The sequence below is a fragment of the Streptomyces sp. NBC_01216 genome (assembly GCF_035994945.1).
In the GTDB taxonomy this organism is placed as follows: Bacteria; Actinomycetota; Actinomycetes; order Streptomycetales; family Streptomycetaceae; genus Streptomyces.
Genome location: NZ_CP108677.1, coordinates 1,929,621 through 1,947,745, shown reverse-complemented (window position 1 = coordinate 1,947,745; position 18,125 = coordinate 1,929,621). Strand labels below are relative to the sequence as shown.

At 69.6% G+C, this 18,125-nt stretch carries 15 protein-coding genes and 5 tRNA genes; 11 read left to right on the top strand and 9 right to left on the bottom strand.

The window, feature by feature from the left end:
• Nucleotides 1-136: 136 nt before the first annotated feature.
• Nucleotides 137-1,720 carry an acyl-CoA carboxylase subunit beta gene (locus tag OG393_RS08180; protein ID WP_327373961.1) on the top strand — a complete coding sequence of 528 codons (1,584 nt, stop codon included), beginning with the start codon at nucleotides 137-139 and terminating at the stop codon, nucleotides 1,718-1,720.
• 14 nt (nucleotides 1,721-1,734) lie between these two features.
• Nucleotides 1,735-1,932: an acyl-CoA carboxylase subunit epsilon gene (locus OG393_RS08175; RefSeq protein WP_327373960.1), complete on the top strand. Its 198-nt coding sequence runs from the start codon at nucleotides 1,735-1,737 to the stop codon at nucleotides 1,930-1,932.
• Between the two features lie 286 nt (nucleotides 1,933-2,218).
• Here OG393_RS08175 and OG393_RS08170 read toward each other — a convergent pair whose 3' ends face one another.
• The 8 genes from OG393_RS08170 to OG393_RS08135 form a co-directional block, all read right to left on the bottom strand.
• A complete protein-coding gene (locus OG393_RS08170) occupies nucleotides 2,219-2,800 on the bottom strand; it encodes a GTP-binding protein (protein ID WP_024756258.1) in 582 nt (193 codons plus the stop codon).
• Nucleotides 2,781-3,326: a DUF742 domain-containing protein gene (locus OG393_RS08165; RefSeq protein ID WP_327373959.1), complete on the bottom strand. Its 546-nt coding sequence runs from the start codon at nucleotides 3,324-3,326 to the stop codon at nucleotides 2,781-2,783. The genes OG393_RS08170 and OG393_RS08165 overlap by 20 nt, the downstream gene beginning before the upstream one ends.
• Nucleotides 3,327-3,418: 92 nt before the next feature.
• A complete protein-coding gene (locus tag OG393_RS08160) occupies nucleotides 3,419-3,832 on the bottom strand; it encodes a roadblock/LC7 domain-containing protein (protein WP_147980024.1) in 414 nt (137 codons plus the stop codon).
• Between the two features lie 7 nt (nucleotides 3,833-3,839).
• Entirely contained in the window at nucleotides 3,840-7,055 is a 3,216-nt protein-coding gene (locus OG393_RS08155) for a sensor histidine kinase (RefSeq protein ID WP_327373958.1), read from the bottom strand.
• 340 nt (nucleotides 7,056-7,395) lie between these two features.
• Nucleotides 7,396-7,986: a GTP-binding protein gene (locus OG393_RS08150; protein ID WP_327373957.1), complete on the bottom strand. Its 591-nt coding sequence runs from the start codon at nucleotides 7,984-7,986 to the stop codon at nucleotides 7,396-7,398.
• Entirely contained in the window at nucleotides 7,967-8,374 is a 408-nt protein-coding gene (locus OG393_RS08145) for a DUF742 domain-containing protein (protein ID WP_327373956.1), read from the bottom strand. Before OG393_RS08145 ends, OG393_RS08150 begins: the two co-directional genes overlap by 20 nt.
• 130 nt (nucleotides 8,375-8,504) lie before the next feature.
• Nucleotides 8,505-8,918, bottom strand: coding sequence for a roadblock/LC7 domain-containing protein (locus OG393_RS08140; protein ID WP_327378349.1), 414 nt, complete (start codon nucleotides 8,916-8,918; stop codon nucleotides 8,505-8,507).
• Nucleotides 8,919-8,927: 9 nt separating this feature from the next.
• The gene (locus OG393_RS08135; RefSeq protein ID WP_327373955.1) at nucleotides 8,928-12,587 is read right to left on the bottom strand and encodes a sensor histidine kinase; all 3,660 of its coding nucleotides are present in this window, start codon (nucleotides 12,585-12,587) and stop codon (nucleotides 8,928-8,930) included.
• A 492-nt stretch (nucleotides 12,588-13,079) separates the two neighbouring features.
• On the opposite strand from OG393_RS08135, the gene OG393_RS08130 reads away from it, so the two are divergent.
• From OG393_RS08130 to OG393_RS08090, 9 genes are all read left to right on the top strand, one after another.
• On the top strand, nucleotides 13,080-13,322 hold the full coding sequence (locus OG393_RS08130; protein ID WP_327378627.1) for a hypothetical protein: 243 nt from the start codon (nucleotides 13,080-13,082) through the stop codon (nucleotides 13,320-13,322).
• Between the two features lie 79 nt (nucleotides 13,323-13,401).
• The gene (locus tag OG393_RS08125) at nucleotides 13,402-14,187 is read left to right on the top strand and encodes a fumarylacetoacetate hydrolase family protein (RefSeq protein WP_327373954.1); all 786 of its coding nucleotides are present in this window, start codon (nucleotides 13,402-13,404) and stop codon (nucleotides 14,185-14,187) included.
• Nucleotides 14,180-15,676: a glutamate--tRNA ligase gene (gltX, locus tag OG393_RS08120; RefSeq protein ID WP_327373953.1), complete on the top strand. Its 1,497-nt coding sequence runs from the start codon at nucleotides 14,180-14,182 to the stop codon at nucleotides 15,674-15,676. Before OG393_RS08125 ends, gltX begins: the two co-directional genes overlap by 8 nt.
• A gap of 170 nt (nucleotides 15,677-15,846) precedes the next feature.
• Entirely contained in the window at nucleotides 15,847-16,572 is a 726-nt protein-coding gene (locus OG393_RS08115) for an HAD family hydrolase (RefSeq protein WP_327373952.1), read from the top strand.
• Nucleotides 16,573-16,662: 90 nt separating this feature from the next.
• A tRNA-Gln gene (locus OG393_RS08110) sits at nucleotides 16,663-16,734 on the top strand.
• A 41-nt stretch (nucleotides 16,735-16,775) separates the two neighbouring features.
• Nucleotides 16,776-16,848 (top strand) — tRNA-Glu (locus OG393_RS08105).
• 61 nt (nucleotides 16,849-16,909) lie between these two features.
• A tRNA-Glu gene (locus OG393_RS08100) sits at nucleotides 16,910-16,985 on the top strand.
• A 19-nt stretch (nucleotides 16,986-17,004) separates the two neighbouring features.
• Nucleotides 17,005-17,076: transfer RNA gene (locus OG393_RS08095), tRNA-Gln, on the top strand.
• Between the two features lie 42 nt (nucleotides 17,077-17,118).
• A tRNA-Glu gene (locus tag OG393_RS08090) sits at nucleotides 17,119-17,194 on the top strand.
• A 133-nt stretch (nucleotides 17,195-17,327) separates the two neighbouring features.
• Here the strand turns inward: OG393_RS08090 and ndgR are convergent.
• Nucleotides 17,328-18,044: an IclR family transcriptional regulator NdgR gene (gene ndgR / locus OG393_RS08085; RefSeq protein WP_015036427.1), complete on the bottom strand. Its 717-nt coding sequence runs from the start codon at nucleotides 18,042-18,044 to the stop codon at nucleotides 17,328-17,330.
• Nucleotides 18,045-18,125: the final 81 nt, after the last annotated feature.

Sequence of the window (18,125 nt, the reverse complement as noted above, 5' to 3'; positions counted from 1 at the left end):
ACAAACGCCAGGGGGGTCCGGCTGTCGATTCGGCTGGGTCGGGACCGGGTTCTGTCCAGCCTCACCAGGAATCGGCGCACGAGACTGTACGGAGTCGACGGCGGGTTTTGCCGGGGCGACTTCGTAGGGTCGGTACATGACCGTTGTGGACCAGATCCCGAGCGAGCCGACCGACGCCCGTGGCCGTGTGGCCGAGCTGCACGCCCTCCGCGAGGAGGCGCGGCGCGGACCGAGTGACCGGGCGACCGAGGCGCAGCACGCCAAGGGCAAGCTGACCGCTCGTGAGCGCATCGAGCTGCTGCTCGACCCTGGTTCCTTCAACGAGGTCGAGCAGCTGCGCCGGCACCGCGCCACGGGCTTCGGCCTGGAGGCGAGGAAGCCGTATACGGACGGTGTCATCACCGGCTGGGGCACGGTCGAGGGCCGCACGGTCTTCGTCTACGCCCACGACTTCCGGATCTTCGGCGGTGCGCTGGGCGAGGCCCACGCCACCAAGATCCACAAGATCATGGACATGGCCATCGCGTCCGGCGCCCCGCTGGTCTCGCTGAACGACGGCGCCGGAGCCCGGATCCAGGAGGGTGTCTCGGCGCTCGCCGGCTACGGCGGCATCTTCCAGCGCAACACCCGGGCCTCGGGCGTCATCCCGCAGATCTCGGTGATGCTCGGCCCGTGTGCGGGCGGCGCGGCCTACAGTCCGGCGCTCACGGACTTCGTGTTCATGGTCCGCGAGACCTCCCAGATGTTCATCACCGGCCCGGACGTCGTCAAGGCGGTCACCGGCGAGGAGATCACCCAGAACGGTCTGGGCGGCGCCGACGTGCACGCCGAGACCAGCGGCGTCGCGCACTTCGCGTACGACGACGAGGAGACCTGCATCGCCGAGGTGCGCTACCTCCTGTCGATGCTGCCGCAGAACAACCGGGAGAACCCGCCGACCGTCGCCTCCGAGGACCCGGTGGACCGTCGTGGGGACCTCCTGCTGGACCTGGTGCCGGCCGACGGCAACCGCCCCTACGACATGCGCAAGGTGATCGAGGAGCTCGTCGACGAGGGCGACTACCTGGAGATCCACGAGCGCTGGGCCCGCAACATCATCTGCGCCCTGGCCCGGCTCGACGGCCAGGTCGTGGGCATCGTCGCCAACCAGCCGCAGTCGCTGGCCGGTGTGCTGGACATCGAGGCGTCCGAGAAGGCCGCCCGCTTCGTTCAGATGTGCGACGCCTTCAACATTCCCATCATCACTCTTCTGGACGTACCCGGCTTCCTTCCGGGGGTCGACCAGGAGCACGGTGGAATCATCCGCCACGGCGCGAAGCTGCTGTACGCGTACTGCAACGCGACCGTGCCCCGGATCTCGCTGATCCTGCGCAAGGCGTACGGCGGTGCTTACATCGTGATGGACTCCCAGTCCATCGGCGCCGACCTGACGTACGCCTGGCCCACCAACGAAATCGCGGTGATGGGTGCGGAAGGTGCCGCCAACGTCATCTTCCGCAAGCAGATCGCCGAGGCCGAGGACTCCGAGGCCATGCGGGCCCGCATGGTCAAGGAGTACAAGGCCGAGCTGATGCACCCCTACTACGCCGCGGAGCGCGGTCTGGTCGACGACGTCATCGACCCCGCCGAGACGCGGGAGGTCCTGATCAGGTCCCTCGCCATGCTCCGCACCAAGCACGCCGACCTGCCGTCCCGCAAGCACGGCAACCCGCCTCAGTAAGAGGAGCCACTGACGTGACCACGCCTGCCAACCTTCTCCGTGTCGAGAAGGGCCACGCCGACCCCGAGGAGCTCGCCGCGATCACCGCGGTGCTGCTCGCCCGCGCTGCCTCCCAGCCCGCCGAGACGTCCGCCCACGCGCGGTCCACGGCCGGCTGGCGCCGCCTGGAGCGCCAGTCGGGCTTCCGCCCCTCCCACTCCTGGCAGGGCTGACCCGCGGCAGACCCTGAGGGCCCCCGCGCCGGTGCACCGCACCGGCGCGGGGGCCCTCAGGCATGCCATGGCGACTTCCCGCCCCCCTGACACGGCCGTCTCCCACGCCGCCGCCCGCCCCGAGAGCCGTCCCCGCCACGAACCGGGCGCTCCGCCGGCCCGCGACACACTGATGGCCCCCGCACCGAAAGAGGCGGTGCGGGGGCCATCAGCGGGATCCGGAGGGACGGTCGCGGCACGTGTCGCGCCATCGTCGGGTCCGCCCGTGGCGCCGCTCGTCGCGGCGTCAGCGCAGTCGTGCCATCAGCGCATGCTCGACCAGGGTGATGAGCGCGCTCTTGGCGTCCGCGCGGTGGCGGGCGTCCGTGATGATGATCGGGGTGTCCGGGCCGATCTGGAGGGCCTCGCGGACCTCTTCCGGCTGGTAGGGCTGGTGTCCGTCGAAGCCGTTGAGGGCGATGACGAACGGCAGGCCGGAGTTCTCGAAGTAGTCGACGGCGGGGAAGCAGTCGGCGAGGCGGCGCGTGTCGACGAGGACGACGGCGCCGATGGCGCCGCGTACCAGGTCGTCCCACATGAACCAGAAGCGGTCCTGTCCGGGCGTACCGAAGAGGTACAGGATCAGGTCCTGGTCCAGGGTGATACGGCCGAAGTCCATCGCGACAGTCGTCGTCGTCTTGTCGCCGGTGTGCGTGAGGTCGTCGATGCCCGCGGAAGCAGACGTCATCACGGCCTCGGTACGCAGCGGGTTGATCTCCGAGACGGCGCCGACGAACGTGGTCTTGCCCACGCCGAAGCCACCCGCCACCACGATCTTCGCGCTGGTGGTTGAACGGGCCGCGCCGCCGCTAGAGCTTGCGAAGTCCACTGAGCACCCTTTCGAGCAGTGTCACGTCTGGCTGACCGCCGACGGCTTCGTCGCCGCCGGGCTGGTGGATGGCGACAAGTCCGGCCTCCGCCAGGTCGGCGACGAGGATCCGGGCAACGCCGAGGGGAATGGAGAGAAGAGCCGAGATCTCTGCGACCGACTTGATCTCGAAGCACAACCGGCAGATCCGCTGGTGCTCGGGCAACTGCCCCTGCAGCCTGGACGGGTCGGCCGTCGTGCTGACCAGCGCCTCGATGGCGAGCTGGTAACGCGGCCGGGTCCGGCCGCCGGTCATCGCGTACGGGCGCACCAGCGGGTTGTGTGCGCCCGACCCGCTGGTGCCGCCGCCCCGGGAAGAGCCGGGCGCGCCCACGGGCGACTGCTGGGACTGCGACTGCCGATAGGGCTGCTGTGCACCCTGTCTGCTGGGCGTGGAGGGAAAGTTGAAGTGGTTGTGCCCGGGGTTACCGTGCGGCTGCTGAGCACCAAAACCATTGAACGGGCTATTGCCCGGGGGTGTTCCCACGTCTCCTCCTCCGACTGCTCGCGGTCCATGTCCCTGTGGAACCGCGCCACCGCACCTTACGGGGCGGTGGCGCGAAACGCACTGTCTGTTTGTTAGTTGAGAAGACTTCCCTGAAGCTCCGCCCGGAGGTCAGGTGTCAGGACACTGCCCGCCCGGTCCACGAGCAACGCCATCTCGTAGCCCACGAGGCCGATGTCCGCCTCCGGGTGCGAGAGCACGGCCAGCGAGGAGCCGTCCGAGATCGACATGATGAAGAGGAAGCCCCGCTCCATCTCCACGACGGTCTGGTTGACCGCACCGCCCTCGAAGATCCGGGACGCGCCCGCGGTCAGCGAGGTCAGTCCGGAGGCGACGGCCGCCAGCTGGTCGGCTCGGTCCCGGGGGAAGCCCTCGGACATCGCCAGCAGGAGTCCGTCGGCGGAGACCACCACAGTGTGGGACACCCCGGGGGTGTTGTCCACGAAGTTGGTGATCAACCAGTTCAGATTCTGCGCCGCCTGGCTCATGCTCACACTAACGCTCCTGGTTGTAGGTACTGCCCGGGCCGTGGCCCGGTCCGTTCGTGTCCGTTCCCGCGTTGCGTCCCTGCTGAACACCACGGCGCAGGTTGCTCAACCTGCCCCGCACGTCCTCGGGGGCGCGGGAGACCTGTGGGCCGCCCTGCGGGGTCTGCTCCGCCGTTCCCTCGACCAGATTGGCCTTGGGGACCCGTCGAGGAAGACCGGAGGGGGTGACCCCGCCCGCCTTCGGGTCACGGAGCTTCTCGGCCCGCTCCCAGCGCTCGTCGTTGGTCGAGCGCCAGTCGTCGGAACCGGCCGCTTCGTTCTGCTGACCCGTCCGTGTGGGGAGCGGCTGCTGCGCTGCCTGGGGCACCTGCGCGGCAGTGCTTCCACGGCGCGGCAGACCGGCGTCGGTCAGCGCGTGGCCGGCGTCCTGGGTGGGGTTCGGGGTGGAACCCGGACGGTCGAAGCCTACGCGCTCGGAAGCCGCTTCGGGAGCGCTGGGGGCAGATTCCGTTTCAGCTCCGTACTGCTGACCGTAGTCGCCCTGATACGCACCCTGATCAGCCCACTCGCCCTGCTGGGCCTGGGGGTCATAGGAATTCTCATACTGCGTGTGGCCCTGGTCCTGGCCCGGGTGTGCCGATTCCGCATAGCTGGACTCGGGGTACCCGCCGGAGGTCGCGCCGTAAGCATCGTAGTCCTGCGGGGACGTCCCGTAACCGGTTTCCCGCGAGGGGGTCGCCTCGTAACCGGAGTGTTCCGGGGACCCGCCGAAATCGGCACCGTACTCCTGGACGTACTCCTGCTCGGGAGCGTAGCCCTGCTCGTGCTCCTGCTGTACGTACGCCTGCTGTGAGGATTCGACCTCGTCCTGGAACAGCGGGCGTTCGCCGGCCTGGGCCTGAGCCTCCAGGGACGCCCGGCGTTCCTCGCGCTGGAGCGAGCGGTTCACCGGGTCGAGCTGCTGCTCGTCGGCCTGCTGCTCGTAGCGGGAGTCGTCGAAGCCGAGCTCCGCCGCGGTCCGCATGGGCTGCTGGCCGGAGTCGAAGTCGTGATGGCCCTGCTGCGGGATGATCTGAGAGACGGTGAAGTCGCTGTCGGGCACCGCCTCGCCGCCACCACCGTGGGTGATCGCGTCGGGCAGCATGACCAGGGAGGTCGTACCGGCCTGCTCGCCGGACGGGCGGAGCTGGACGCGGATGCCGTGGCGGTCCGCCAGACGGCCGACCACGAACAGGCCCATGCGCTGCGAGACGGCGGCGTCCACGGTCGGCGGGTTGGCCAGCCGGTGGTTGATGTCCGCGAAGTCCTCGGCGGTCAGGCCGATGCCCTTGTCGTGGATCTCCACCATCACCCGGCCGTCCGGCAGCCGGGTCGCGGTGACCCGGACCTTCGTCTGCGGGGAGGAGAACGTGGTCGCGTTCTCCAGCAGCTCGGCGAGCAGGTGCACCAGGTCGGTCACGGCCTGGCCGTGGATCTCCGCCTCCGGGACACCGGCCAGCTCGATGCGCTCGTACTGTTCCACCTCTGAGGAGGCGGCACGCATCACGTCGACCAGCGGGACCGGCTGGTCCCAGCGGCGGCCGGGCTCCTCGCCGGCGAGGACCAGGAGGTTCTCGCCGTTGCGGCGCATACGGGTGGCCAGGTGGTCCAGACGGAAGAGGTTCTCCAGCTGGTCCGGGTCGGCCTCGTTGTTCTCCAGGTCGGTGATCAGGGTCAGCTGGCCCTCGATCAGCGACTGGTTGCGCCGGGACAGGTTGGTGAAGATCGCGTTGACGTTGCCCCGGAGCATGGCCTGCTCGGCGGCGAGCCGGACGGCCTCACGGTGGACCTGGTCGAAGGCGCGGGCGACTTCGCCGATCTCGTCCTGGGTGTCGATGGGGATGGGCTGCACCCGGGTGTCTACCCGGCCGGGCTCGGTGCGCGAGAGCTGGTCGACCAGCATCGGCAGGCGCTGCTCGGCGATGCCGAAGGCGGCGGTGCGCAGCTGCTGCATCGAGCGGCTCATCTGGCGGGCCATGATCCCGGCGATGATGAAGGCGGCCAGGAGGGCTATGACGACGATGCCACCACTGACGAACGCGTCGGTCTTGGCGTCGTCGGAGATCGCGGCGGCCTCGTTCACGGCCTTGTCGACGAGTTCCTTCTCGACCTCGGTGTAGCCGTCGAACTTGGCGGTGGCCGCGGCCATCCAGGTCTCGGGGGTGACGTCCTGCTCGCGCAGGTCCTTGATCGCGTCGGCGTCCTTGGCCGCCCCGATCGCCCTCGCCATGCCGCCGTAGACGGAGCCCTCGTCGTCCTTGGGCGGGTCGAGCTCCGCCTCGGCGAGCTTCTTGGCGCCCTCGGTGGCCTTGGCCGTCATGACCTGCTTCAGCCGGTCGACGTCCTCCTGGGTACCACCGGACTTGTACTCGCCGAGGGCGATCTGCTCCAGGTAGTTGTACGAGGTGAACGCCACCGACTGCTGGGCGAAGACCGCGCTCTTCTGGCTGGGTCGCACCAGGAGCTGCATGCCGATCGAGCGCTGGAGCGACTCGGCGGCCTGGGCGAGCTGGATGGCGTAGACGGTACGGCCGTAGCTGGTGATGTTGCCGGTGCCCAGCCCCAGCTCGTTGGAGAATTCCATCAGGTAGTGCTGGATGCCGATGTACCCGAGCTGGGTGTTCACCGGGTCGAGCGAGGTGGAGTAGGCGACCTTCCGGAGAGCCTCGAGTTTGGGCTCCTCGGTCCGGAAGAGGTCCAGACGCCGTTCGAGGCCCTCGCCCTCCGGCATGTTCGTGACGACCTGGTCGAACTTGGCCTTGGCCTCGTCGGTGGCGGAGTACGCCTGGGTGACGGCCGCGCTCTCGCGGTCCGAGGAGGTCTTCGCCGTGAGGAGCGGCGCCGCGGTGAGGTCACGCTCGTTGAGCAGTGCCTGGCTGTACTCCGAGGCGGCGCGCACGATCAACGCCGTCTTCTCGGCGTTCTGCGCTTCCTGCCAGGTGTCGATCGAGCCCTTCACCTGGAAGCCGCCCATGACCAGGCCGACCAGCACGGGTATGAGGAGGATCGCGTTCAGCTTGGTCGGCACCCGCCAGTTGCGCGGGGAAAGCCTGCTGGAACCGCCCGCGCCGCCGCTCGCGCTCTGAGGCACCTCGGGCACCTCGGCGGGCGGCGTCATCGTGCGTGCCGGGGTGAAGTTGCCTCGCGCTTGCTGCTCTGCGGAGCTTTCTGTGCTTCGCCTCACTCGACCAACAACCTCTCGGCGTCGGCACCTACGTTGTGCCGGTATTTCGTTCAGGGCCGTACTACTCGGGAGTTCATGAATTGCAGCACGTGAAGGGTGTCCCTACCAAACAGCTGGCAGGGACGGTTTTCAGTGGTCCACGCCTCAGATAAAACGGGCATAAAGAACGAGCCCCGCCAAAAGGCGGGGCTCATGTGAGCGCAGTGGCACCGATCGGATGCGTCGGGTGTCCGGTCCCGCCCAATTCTCTGTCGAAACGTTATGAACCCGGGGGCGGACCGTGTCATAGGACACAGGCCGCCCCCGGCGAAGCCCTACGACAACTGCCGTAGACCCCCGCCTACTTGAGTCGTGCCATCAGCGCATGCTCGACCAGGGTGATGAGCGCGCTCTTGGCGTCCGCGCGGTGGCGGGCGTCCGTGATGATGATCGGGGTGTCCGGGCCGATCTGGAGGGCCTCGCGGACCTCTTCCGGCTGGTAGGGCTGGTGTCCGTCGAAGCCGTTGAGGGCGATGACGAACGGCAGGCCGGAGTTCTCGAAGTAGTCGACGGCGGGGAAGCAGTCGGCGAGGCGGCGCGTGTCGACGAGGACGACGGCGCCGATGGCGCCGCGTACCAGGTCGTCCCACATGAACCAGAAGCGGTCCTGTCCGGGCGTACCGAAGAGGTACAGGATCAGGTCCTGGTCCAGGGTGATACGGCCGAAGTCCATCGCGACAGTCGTCGTCGTCTTGTCGCCGGTGTGCGTGAGGTCGTCGATGCCCGCGGAAGCAGACGTCATCACGGCCTCGGTACGCAGCGGGTTGATCTCCGAGACGGCGCCGACGAACGTGGTCTTGCCCACGCCGAAGCCACCCGCCACCACGATCTTCGCGCTGGTGGTCGACCGGCCGGCGGCGCCGGTGCCGCCGCTAGAGCTTGCGAAGTCCACTGAGCACCCTTTCCAGCAGTGTCACATCCGGCGTGCCGCCGGCCTCTCCGTTACCCGGCTGGTGGATCGCCACCATGCCCGCCTCCGCCAGGTCGGCGACCAGGATCCGGGCCACGCCCAGCGGCATCGACAGTAGCGCCGACACCTCCGCCACCGACTTCACTTCGCGGCACAGGTGACAGATCCGCTGGTGCTCGGGGAGCAGACTGGAGAGGTGCGCCGGGTCGGCCGTGGTGCTGACCAGCGCCTCTATGGCGAGCTGGTAACGCGGCCGGGTCCGACCGCCGGTCATCGCGTACGGACGTACCAGCGGTTGGTCGCCCTCATGTCCGTACGACTCGTCGAGTGAGGCGCCGTACGGATCGTGAGAGGCGGGGGGCGGGGTCATGAATCCTCCGGGCGTGACAGCAAGAGGTCTGCCGTCTGATGGGGCCGGTGGGGGGCCGGATGGGGCGGCCGGACGGTGTGTGGGACACCGCGGTGCGGAGGGGCGCACCGCCGTGCCGTGTTGTCGGTGTCTAGTGGAGCAGACTTCCCTGGAGTTCGGCGCGAAGGTCCGGGGTCAGGACGCTGCCGGCCCGGTCGACCAGCAGCGTCATCTCGTAGCCCACGAGGCCGATGTCGCACTCCGGGTGGGAGAGCACGGCCAGCGAGGAGCCGTCGGAGACGGACATCAGGAAGAGGAACCCGCGCTCCATCTCCACGACCGTCTGTGCCACCGGACCGCCCTCGAAGATCCGGGACGCGCCCGCGGTCAGCGAGGTCAGTCCGGATGCGACCGCCGCCAGCTGGTCGGCGCGATCGCGGGGGAATCCTTCGGACATGGCCAGCAGCAGACCGTCGGCGGAGACCACCACCGTGTGCGACACCCCTGGGGTGTTGTCCACGAAGTTGGTGATCAACCAGTTCAGATTCTGCGCCGCCTGGCTCATCGCGCTCAACTAACGCTCCTGCTGGTGGGTGGGACCGAGAGGGAAGTTGCCGGTGGTGGAGTTACCCGCCTGACGGCCCTGCTGGATGCCGCGGCGCAGGTTGGTGAGCCGGCCGCGGACGTCGTCGGGTGCACGCGAGACCTGGGGGCCGGCCGTGTGGGCCTGCTCCTGGGCGGTCCCGGGCACGAGGTTGGCGCGCGGCACCCGCCGCGGCAGCCCGGAGGTGGTGACACCGCCGGCCGCGGGCTTGCGGACCCGCTCGGCCTGGCGCACCAGCTCGTCATTGGGAGAGGTCCGCCAGGAGGCGGGAGCCGCGGCCTGCTGGCCGGAGTCGCCGCCGCCCTGGGGCGCCGCGGGGCGACGCGGCGGGAGCGAGGTCGGCTGCTGCGGGACGGCCGGTGTCTGCCGGGTCTGCTCGGCGTCCTGGGCCGGGCGTTCGTCCTGCCGGTTCTGGTCCTGCCCCGCGGCCTGACCGTGGAACCAGTTGGTCTCCAGCGTGTCGTACAGCGGGGTACGGCCGTCACCGGCGTCGCCCGCCGGAGGCAGAGCCTCGGGCTGGCGCGGCTGCTGGGGCCGGGACTGGGGCTGCTGCGGCAGGTTGCCGGCCGGACGCGGCGCGCCGTAGTCACCGCCACCGCGCTGCTGCGGGGCCTGCGCCTGCTGCGGGTAGCCCTGCGGGGCCTGCTGCTGGTGGTAGTCCTGCCGCGGGAACTGACCCGTGGACGAAGGGTCCTGCTGCGGGTAGCCCTGCGAGGTCTGCCGACCGCCGAAGTCCGGCTGCGGGAACTGACCCGTGGACGAAGGGTCCTGCGGAGCCGGCGGACGGGCGTACTGGCCCGTCGTCTCCGGCTCCTCGTGACCGCGCGGCGAGTCCAGCGGCGACATCTCCTGCTGCGGACGACGGACCGGCTGCGCCTGGTCGTTGCCCCAGCTGGTCGCCTGCGGACGCTGCGACTGCGGCGCGTTGCCGGGAAGTTCGCCGCGCGGGTAGCCGTCCTGCCGGCCCTGGTCCTGCTGCGGACCGGCCTGCGCTTGCTGGGGCTGCGGGGCCTGGCTCTGGTTGTTCTGGCCCTGGTTGCCCCAGACGTCCGTACGGGACGGGATGGCGCGCTGGGCGCCGCCGCCGAAGCCACCGGCTCCGCTGCCGGGACGCTGCGACTCCTGGGGAACCTGCGGCAGCTGAGCGGTCTGCGCACCCTGGTCTCCGTGACCCTGGCTCGGTCCGCCCTGTCCCGCGTATGCCTGGCCCTGTCCGCCCTGTCCGCCCTGTCCGCCCTGCGGTCCGTTCTGGCCCGGCAGCGCGGCACGCGGCGCGCTGCCCGCGCCGACCTGGCCGCGCGCGGCAGCGGCGGCGGCACCCAGCCGGCCGGCCGCGGAGGACGGCGCACCGCCCATCCCCGGGCGGCCACCGCCCGAGGCGCCGGCGGCACCGGCCCCACCGGGTCCGCCGAGCCCCGGACGGCCACCCTGGCCCGCGGAGCCCTGGGGCATCGCGCCCTGGCCGCCGGCACCCGGCTTGGGGGCGGGCTTCTTGCCGCCCTGGGCGACATCGACGGGGAGCATGACGAGCGCGGTGGTGCCGCCGGAGTCCGACGGACGCAGCTGGATGCGGATGCCGTGTCGCAGGGACAGGCGGCCGACCACGAACAGACCCATGCGGCGGGACACCGAGACGTCCACCGTGGGCGGCGAGGCGAGCCGCTCGTTGATCGCGGCGAGGTCCTCGGGGGAGAGGCCGATGCCGGTGTCGTGGATCTCGACGAGCACCCGTCCGTCGGGAAGGGCGTGACCGGTGACCCGGACCTTCGTCTGCGGAGAGGAGAACGAGGTGGCGTTCTCGAGCAGCTCGGCGAGGAGGTGTACGAGGTCGTTCACGACGCGGCCGGCGACCTCGGTCGCCGGGACCGCCGCCAGCTCGATGCGCTCGTACTGCTCCACCTCGGAGGCGGCGGCACGCAGGACGTCGACCAGCGGGACCGGACGGGTCCAGCGGCGGCCCGGCTCCTCACCGGCGAGGACGAGAAGGTTCTCGCCGTTCCGGCGCATACGGGTGGCCAGGTGGTCGAGCTTGAACAGCGACGACAGCTGGTCCGGGTCCGCCTCGCGGGACTCCAGCTCGGAGATGAGCGAGAGCTGACGCTGGATGAGGCCCTGGGAGCGGCGCGAGAGGTTGGTGAACATCGCGTTGACGTTGCCCCGCAGCAGGGCCTGCTCGGCGGCGAGGCGGACCGCCTCGCGGTGCACGTCGTCGAAGGCCGCGGCCACCTTGCCGATCTCGTCACGGGAGTGCACACCGACGGACTCGACGGACGTGTCGACGTCCTGCGGGTCGGTCTCGGAGAGCTGCTTGACGAGCTCGGGCAGACGTTCCTGGGCGACCTTGGTGGCGGTGTCCTGGAGTCGGCGCAGCGACCGGATCATGGACCTGGCCACGACGAAGGCGCCGATGAGGGAGACACCGAGGACGAGGAGGATCAGGGCACCGTTGATGATCGCCTCACGCTGGGACTCCTGGCGCAGCTCGCGCGCCTTGGTCTCCATCTGACCGAGGAGGGTGGCCTCGATCGTGTTCATGGCGTTCATCTTGGTGCCGTACTCGTCGGTGAAGTTCAGGTGGCCGCGAGGAGTCCTCGCCTGCAGGCCGTTGCTGCTCCTCAGGACGCGGTCCGTGTACTGCTCGGCGGCCTCGATCGACGGGTTGCCGGTGGTCAGCGACGCGGTCAGCTCGTCGGCGTCGCCGCCGGCCGACTCGTAGATCGTCGCGAAGGTCTTGAGCTCGACGCCCTCGCTCTCGCGGGCGGCGTCGCCGTAGAGGCGGTCGCCCTCCCCGAGCTTCCCGGACTTGTTGTCACTGGACGGCAGCGCGGCGGCGATGATCGCCTGCTGGATGGAGGCGTACTCCTTGGCGGACGAGAACGCGGCGAGCGCACGGGTCCGCTTGATCATCTCGGGGTTGCTGGTCGCCTGCGCCATGTCCTGGGACAGGCTGAGGAGGGAACGGATCAGGCGGCTGTAAGCCTCGACCGTCACCGAGTGGGAGCTCTCCTGGTAGGCGCCGCTCCGGATGTCCTTGATCTTGACGATCTGCGTGGTGATCTGGCTGACGCTCTGCCGAATGCCCTGCAGCGCCTCGTTGCCCTCGGTGTCACCGATGCCCTCGGTGGCGGCCAGGAACTCGTTCTTGGCCCGGTCCGTCTTCTTGCGGGGGTCGTCGACCTGGTAGTCGGTGACCGAGCGGCCGTTGGAGAGCGGACCCGCGGAGTGGTCGCGCTCCTCCTGGAGCGCCTTGGCGAGGTCCGTCGCCTCCTTGGTCATCTTGGTCAGCAGCTGCATGTGCTCCAGCTGCTCCATGTCGTCGAGCGACTCGCTGATGCGGATGCCGCCGAGACTGGTGGCCGCGACCACGGGAAGGGTCAGCAGCGCGACCAGGCGCGTCGAGATGCGCCAGTTGCGCAGGGCTATTCGGGGCCCCGCGTCGACCTCCGGAGCCGCCGGCGGCGGAGCGGTGGCCGGGGAGGTGGAGCCGCCGCGCTTGGCGGTGTCACCGCCCTCGCCGGCTGTGCCCTGCCCCGGGCTCTGAGTGTGCGGGGCCGAGGAACCGCGGTCGGTTCCGGCGCGCGGCTCCTGCTCCGCCGCAGCGCTGCCATCCCTCTTGAAACGTCCCTGCACTAGCGTCGCAACCTCTGGACCAGGCGTCCTTCCGAGTGAACGGAGTGGACGGTGTCGGCATCTCGGGGCACGGAATGCACCCCATGGTGGTCGTCGGTGACCGGCGCAGATCCCCCTTTCCCGCCGCTTACCCGGCGCTGCGTTGCGCCCCTGCGTGCCGGCTTGAAACCCGCGACGGTGCGTGGAATTCCAGCACAGTGCCGGATCTCCAACAAGAGCTGGGTGCTGGGCCACGATTCGTATAACAAAACGTGAACATCGCGTCACCCCACGTAGAAGATGATCACGGTCAAATCGGTTGTATCACTCCAAAAGGTTCAGGGGGAGCGAGTGTCCCAGTCGCCATGATCAGGAGCGGAATGCAGCATTCAGTGGCGTAATGCCTGATTTGTCACCCCTGGAGCATCAGTCGTTATGTCCGCCTTATGTGCGAGATGGTGAGCAAACTCACACAGCGCCGGACGCCTCCTCCGTGCATTCGAAGGGAATCGCATGTTTAGCCTGACGTTTTACAAGTGCCCCGACTCTGTAGAGGTCTGCCACGTGAAGAAGACGACGATGGTGCTCCGCTCCACGGCCAACCCGCGCCGTACGACGCTCGCCCACATCGAGGACGCCGCCCTCCTCGGCCGCGGAGTCCAGCCGGAGCACCCGGTCGACCTTCCCACCCAGACGGCCAACCCGCGCCGCACGGTCCTCATGACCGCCCCGGCGGCCCCGCAGCCCGCCTCGTAATACGGCGGAGGCCGCCCCTCGCCGCGTTAGCCTGGAGCGTCAGACTCCAGCCAGCAGCAAGTGAGGGGCGACAGCACTCGTGCGCATCGCCAGATTCTCCATCGACGGCAATGTCGCCTTCGGCGCCGTCGAGGGCGAGGGAACCGTCGAGTCCGGCGGTCTGGTCCTCGACATCATCAAGGGCATCCCGTACACGGACTTCGAACTCAGCGGGACCAAAGTGCCGCTGAGCAAGGTACGGCTCCTGCCGCCCGTGCTCCCCAACAAGGTCGTGGCCATCGGCCGCAACTACGCGGAGCACGCCGCCGAACTCGGCAACGACGTCCCCGAGGTCCCGGTGGCCTTCTTCAAGCCGACGACCTCCGTGATCGGTTCCGGCGACGCCATCGAGTACCCCTCCTTCTCGGAAGAGCTTCACCACGAGGCCGAACTGGCCGTGGTGATCGGCCGCATGTGCCGTGAGGTTCCCCGCGAGCGCGTCAAGGACGTCGTCTTCGGTTACACCTGCGCCAACGACGTCACCGCCCGTGACGCCCAGCGCCGCGAGAAGCAGTGGGCGCGCGCCAAGGGCTTCGACACCAGCTGCCCGCTCGGCCCCTGGGTCGAGACCGCGCTCGACCCGGGCGACCTCACCATCCAGGCCACCGTCAACGGCGAGCAGCGCCAGCTCGGCCGCACGAGTGACATGATCCGTTCCGTCGAGGACCTGGTCGTCCACATCACCGAGGCCATGACGCTGCTGCCCGGTGACGTCATCCTCACCGGCACTCCGGCCGGGGTCGGCCCCCTCAACGTCGGCGACGAGGTCGCCGTCACCATCGAAGGCATCGGCACTCTCACCAACAAGGTGATCAAGCGTGGCTAACGCGATCCGCGTACGTTTCTGTCCCTCCCCGACCGGCAACCCCCATGTGGGTCTGGTCCGCACCGCCCTGTTCAACTGGGCCTTCGCCCGGCACAACCAGGGCACCATGGTCTTCCGCATCGAGGACACCGACGCGGCACGCGACTCCGAGGAGTCGTACGGCCAGCTGCTCGACTCGATGCGCTGGCTCGGTCTCGACTGGGACGAGGGCCCGGCCGCCTTCGACAGCGCCTCCGGTACGGGTGGCGGCCCCCACGAGCCGTACCGCCAGTCGCAGCGGATGGAGATCTACCGGGACGTCGCGGAGAAACTGCTCGCCGCCGGCCACGCCTACCACTGCTTCTGCACCGCCGTGGAGCTGGAGGCCCGTCGCGACGCGGCCCGCCTGGCGGGCAAGCCCTCGGGCTACGACGGTACCTGCCGCAACCTGAGCGAGGAGCGCATCGCGCGCTACCGGGCCGAGGGCCGCGACTCCATCGTGCGCTTCAGGATGCCGGACGAGTCGATCACCTTCACCGACCTGGTCCGCGGCGAACTCACCTTCACCCCGGACAACGTTCCGGACTACGGCATCGTGCGCGCCAACGGCGCACCGCTGTACACCCTGGTCAACCCGGTCGACGACGCGCTGATGGAGATCACCCACGTGCTGCGCGGCGAGGACCTGCTGTCCTCCACCCCGCGCCAGATCGCCCTCTACCGGGCGCTGATCGAGCTGGGTGTCGCCAAGGAGACTCCCGCCTTCGGACACCTGCCGTACGTGATGGGCGAGGGCAACAAGAAGCTCTCCAAGCGCGACCCGCAGGCGTCCCTGAACCTCTACCGGGAGCGCGGCTTCCTTCCCGAGGGCCTCCTGAACTACCTCTCCCTCCTGGGCTGGTCGTTCTCGGCGGACCAGGACGTCTTCACCATCGAGCAGATGGTCGAGAAGTTCGACATCGCCGACGTCAACGCCAACCCGGCGCGCTTCGACCTCAAGAAGGCCGAGTCGATCAACGCCGACCACATCCGCATGCTGGACGTGAAGGCGTTCGCCGCGGCCTGTGAGCCCTGGCTCACCGCCCCGCACGCCTCCTGGGCGCCCGAGGACTTCGACCGCGCAGCCTGGGAGGCCATCGCGCCGCACGCCCAGACCCGGCTGACCGTCCTCTCGGACATCACGGCCAACGTGGACTTCCTCTTCCTGCCCGAGCCGGTCTTCGACCAGCCCTCGTGGGACAAGGCGATGAAGGGCGATCCCGTCGCCCTCCTGACCACCGCCCGCGCCGCCCTGGAGTCGGCCGACTGGAGCGACCCAGAGTCCCTCAAGGGCGCCGTCCTCGCCGCCGGTGAGGAGCACGGCCTGAAGCTCGGCAAGGCCCAGGCCCCGGTCCGTGTCGCGGTCACCGGCCGCACGGTGGGCCTGCCGCTCTTCGAGTCCCTGGAGATCCTGGGCCGGGAGAAGACCCTGGCACGCGTCGACGCGGCGCTCGCCAGGCTCGCCGGCTGACAGGCCCGCGGAGCCGACACGGCCGAGGCCCGGAACCCGGAACGACGGGTTCCGGGCCTCGGCCGTGTCGGCTCCGTGCCCGTGCCGTCCTCGGCGGGCGCGACCGGCGGGGGAGTACCCGGGCGCGGCGTCCGGACCCGCACGGGCGCCGAAGCCCGTACCGTGGGGGCATGGCGATCCGCGGCGTCCTCTGGGACATCGACGACACCCTCTTCGACTACGCCGGCGCCGACCTGGCCGGCATGCGCGACCACCTCGCGGCCGAGGGCCTGCCCGCCGCCGGTCCCGAGTCCGTCGCCGAGGCCCTGCGCCGCTGGCAGGAACTCACCGTCGTCCACTGGCGCCGCTTCGAGGCCGGAGGTGTGGACTTCCGGGAGCAGCGGCGCGAGCGGGTGCGCGACTTCCTGGGTGCGCGGGATCTGGGCGCGGACGAGGCCGACGGGTGGTTCGAGCGCTACGTCGCGCACTACGAGTCCGCCTGGGAGCTCTTCCCGGACGCCGTCCCCGTCCTCGATCTGCTCGCCCGTGACTACCGTCACGCCGTTCTGTCGAACTCGAGTATTCACAACCAGGAACGCAAGCTGCGCGTCCTCGGCGTGCGCGACCGCTTCGAGGCGGTGCTGTGCGCCGCCGAACTCGGGGTGGCCAAGCCCGCCGCGGCGGCCTTCCACGCCGCCTGCGCCGCCCTGGACCTGGCCCCGCACGAGGTGGCCTACGTGGGGGACCAGCCGGACATCGACGCGCGTGGGGCAGCCGAGGCGGGCCTCAGAGGCGTCTGGCTGGATCGTGCGGGCGTGGGCGGGAGGCCCGAGCTGACGCGCATCACCGACCTGCACCAGCTCCCCGCGCTGCTGTGCGGGGATACCCGTTTTGGAGCGCCGGAGACCTTCGGGTAATGTTCTTCCTGCGCCGAGGGGAGCAAGCCGAAAGGCCGAAACCCACGGAGCACAACCCGAACAAGATCCCCGCAAGGGATTGTGTTTTGGTGGCCTATGGTGTAATTGGCAGCACGACTGATTCTGGTTCAGTTAGTCTAGGTTCGAGTCCTGGTAGGCCAGCTCGCAGAGCTCATCTGCACCACGCGGATCTGATCCGCGAAGCCCCCGTTGTGTAGCGGCCTAGCACGCCGCCCTCTCAAGGCGGTAGCGCCGGTTCGAATCCGGTCGGGGGTACAGATCCTTCCCGCGGGATCACCTGGGTCGCACCCGGTGAACCTGATGCAGGATCGCTAGGGCCCCCGTTGTGTAGCGGCCTAGCACGCCGCCCTCTCAAGGCGGTAGCGCCGGTTCGAATCCGGTCGGGGGTACCAACTGGTCCTCAACCACCAGTGGCCTATGGTGTAATTGGCAGCACGACTGATTCTGGTTCAGTTAGTCTAGGTTCGAGTCCTGGTAGGCCAGCGTAGAAGTACCACGCGACCTCGTCGCGTGGAACAAGATCTTGCCCCCGTTGTGTAGCGGCCTAGCACGCCGCCCTCTCAAGGCGGTAGCGCCGGTTCGAATCCGGTCGGGGGTACCAGCGAGAGAAGCCCTTCCCTTCGGGGGAGGGCTTCTTCGTCGTCCGGCACGGCATACACAACTCCGGCCCACCGCTGCGGCGTTGAAGCGGTGAGCCGGAATCGGACGGAAGGAGTGGAGCCGGGTGCCGGAGGTCAGCCGGTGCGGCGCAGCGCCTCGGAGAGGCGGGCGGCCGCGTCGATGACCGCCTGGGCGTGCATTCGGCCCGGGTGGCGGGTCAGGCGCTCGATCGGACCGGAGACCGACACGGCGGCCACCACACGGTTCGACGGGCCGCGGACCGGCGCGGAGACGGACGCGACGCCCGGCTCCCGCTCGCCGATCGACTGGGCCCAGCCGCGCCGCCGTACGCCCGAGAGGGCCGTCGCCGTGAAGCGGGCGCCCTGAAGCCCGCGGTGGAGCCGCTCCGGCTCCTCCCAGGCCATCAGGATCTGCGCGGAGGAACCGGCCTTCATGGTGAGCGTCGAGCCGACCGGCACGGTGTCCCGGAGGCCGGAGAGCCGCTCGGCCGCAGCCACGCAGATGCGCATGTCGCCCTGCCGGCGGTAGAGCTGGGCGCTCTCCCCGGTGACGTCGCGCAGGTGGGTCAGTACCGGGCCCGCGGTCGCGAGTAGGCGGTCCTCGCCGGCCGCGGCGGCGAGCTCCGCCAGACGCGGTCCGAGGATGAACCGGCCCTGCATGTCACGCGCCACCATCCGGTGGTGTTCCAGTGCCACGGCGAGACGATGTGCCGTGGGTCGTGCGAGTCCCGTCGCCGCGACCAGACCTGCGAGGGTGGCCGGACCGGACTCCAGGGCGCTCAGGACAAGGGCTGCCTTGTCGAGAACGCCTACGCCGCTAGAGTTGTCCATGCAACGATATTCGCGTCTCACTCTGTGAAACGCAAGTTCAATTTTCCTGGGAACTTGCGAACCTGTACGTGCGGCCCGCGG

Excerpts from the sequence above, each read along its gene's own strand:
- OG393_RS08115 (WP_327373952.1), top strand. The coding sequence starts at position 15,847 with ATGGCGATCCGCGGCGTCCTCTGGGACATCGACGACACCCTCTTCGAC.
- OG393_RS08145 (WP_327373956.1), bottom strand. The coding sequence starts at position 8,374 with ATGACCCCGCCCCCCGCCTCTCACGATCCGTACGGCGCCTCACTCGAC.
- OG393_RS08180 (WP_327373961.1), top strand. The coding sequence starts at position 137 with ATGACCGTTGTGGACCAGATCCCGAGCGAGCCGACCGACGCCCGTGGC.
- OG393_RS08140 (WP_327378349.1), bottom strand. The coding sequence starts at position 8,918 with ATGAGCCAGGCGGCGCAGAATCTGAACTGGTTGATCACCAACTTCGTG.
- ndgR (WP_015036427.1), bottom strand. The coding sequence starts at position 18,044 with ATGGACAACTCTAGCGGCGTAGGCGTTCTCGACAAGGCAGCCCTTGTC.
- OG393_RS08130 (WP_327378627.1), top strand. The coding sequence starts at position 13,080 with ATGTTTAGCCTGACGTTTTACAAGTGCCCCGACTCTGTAGAGGTCTGC.
- OG393_RS08160 (WP_147980024.1), bottom strand. The coding sequence starts at position 3,832 with ATGAGCCAGGCGGCGCAGAATCTGAACTGGTTGATCACCAACTTCGTG.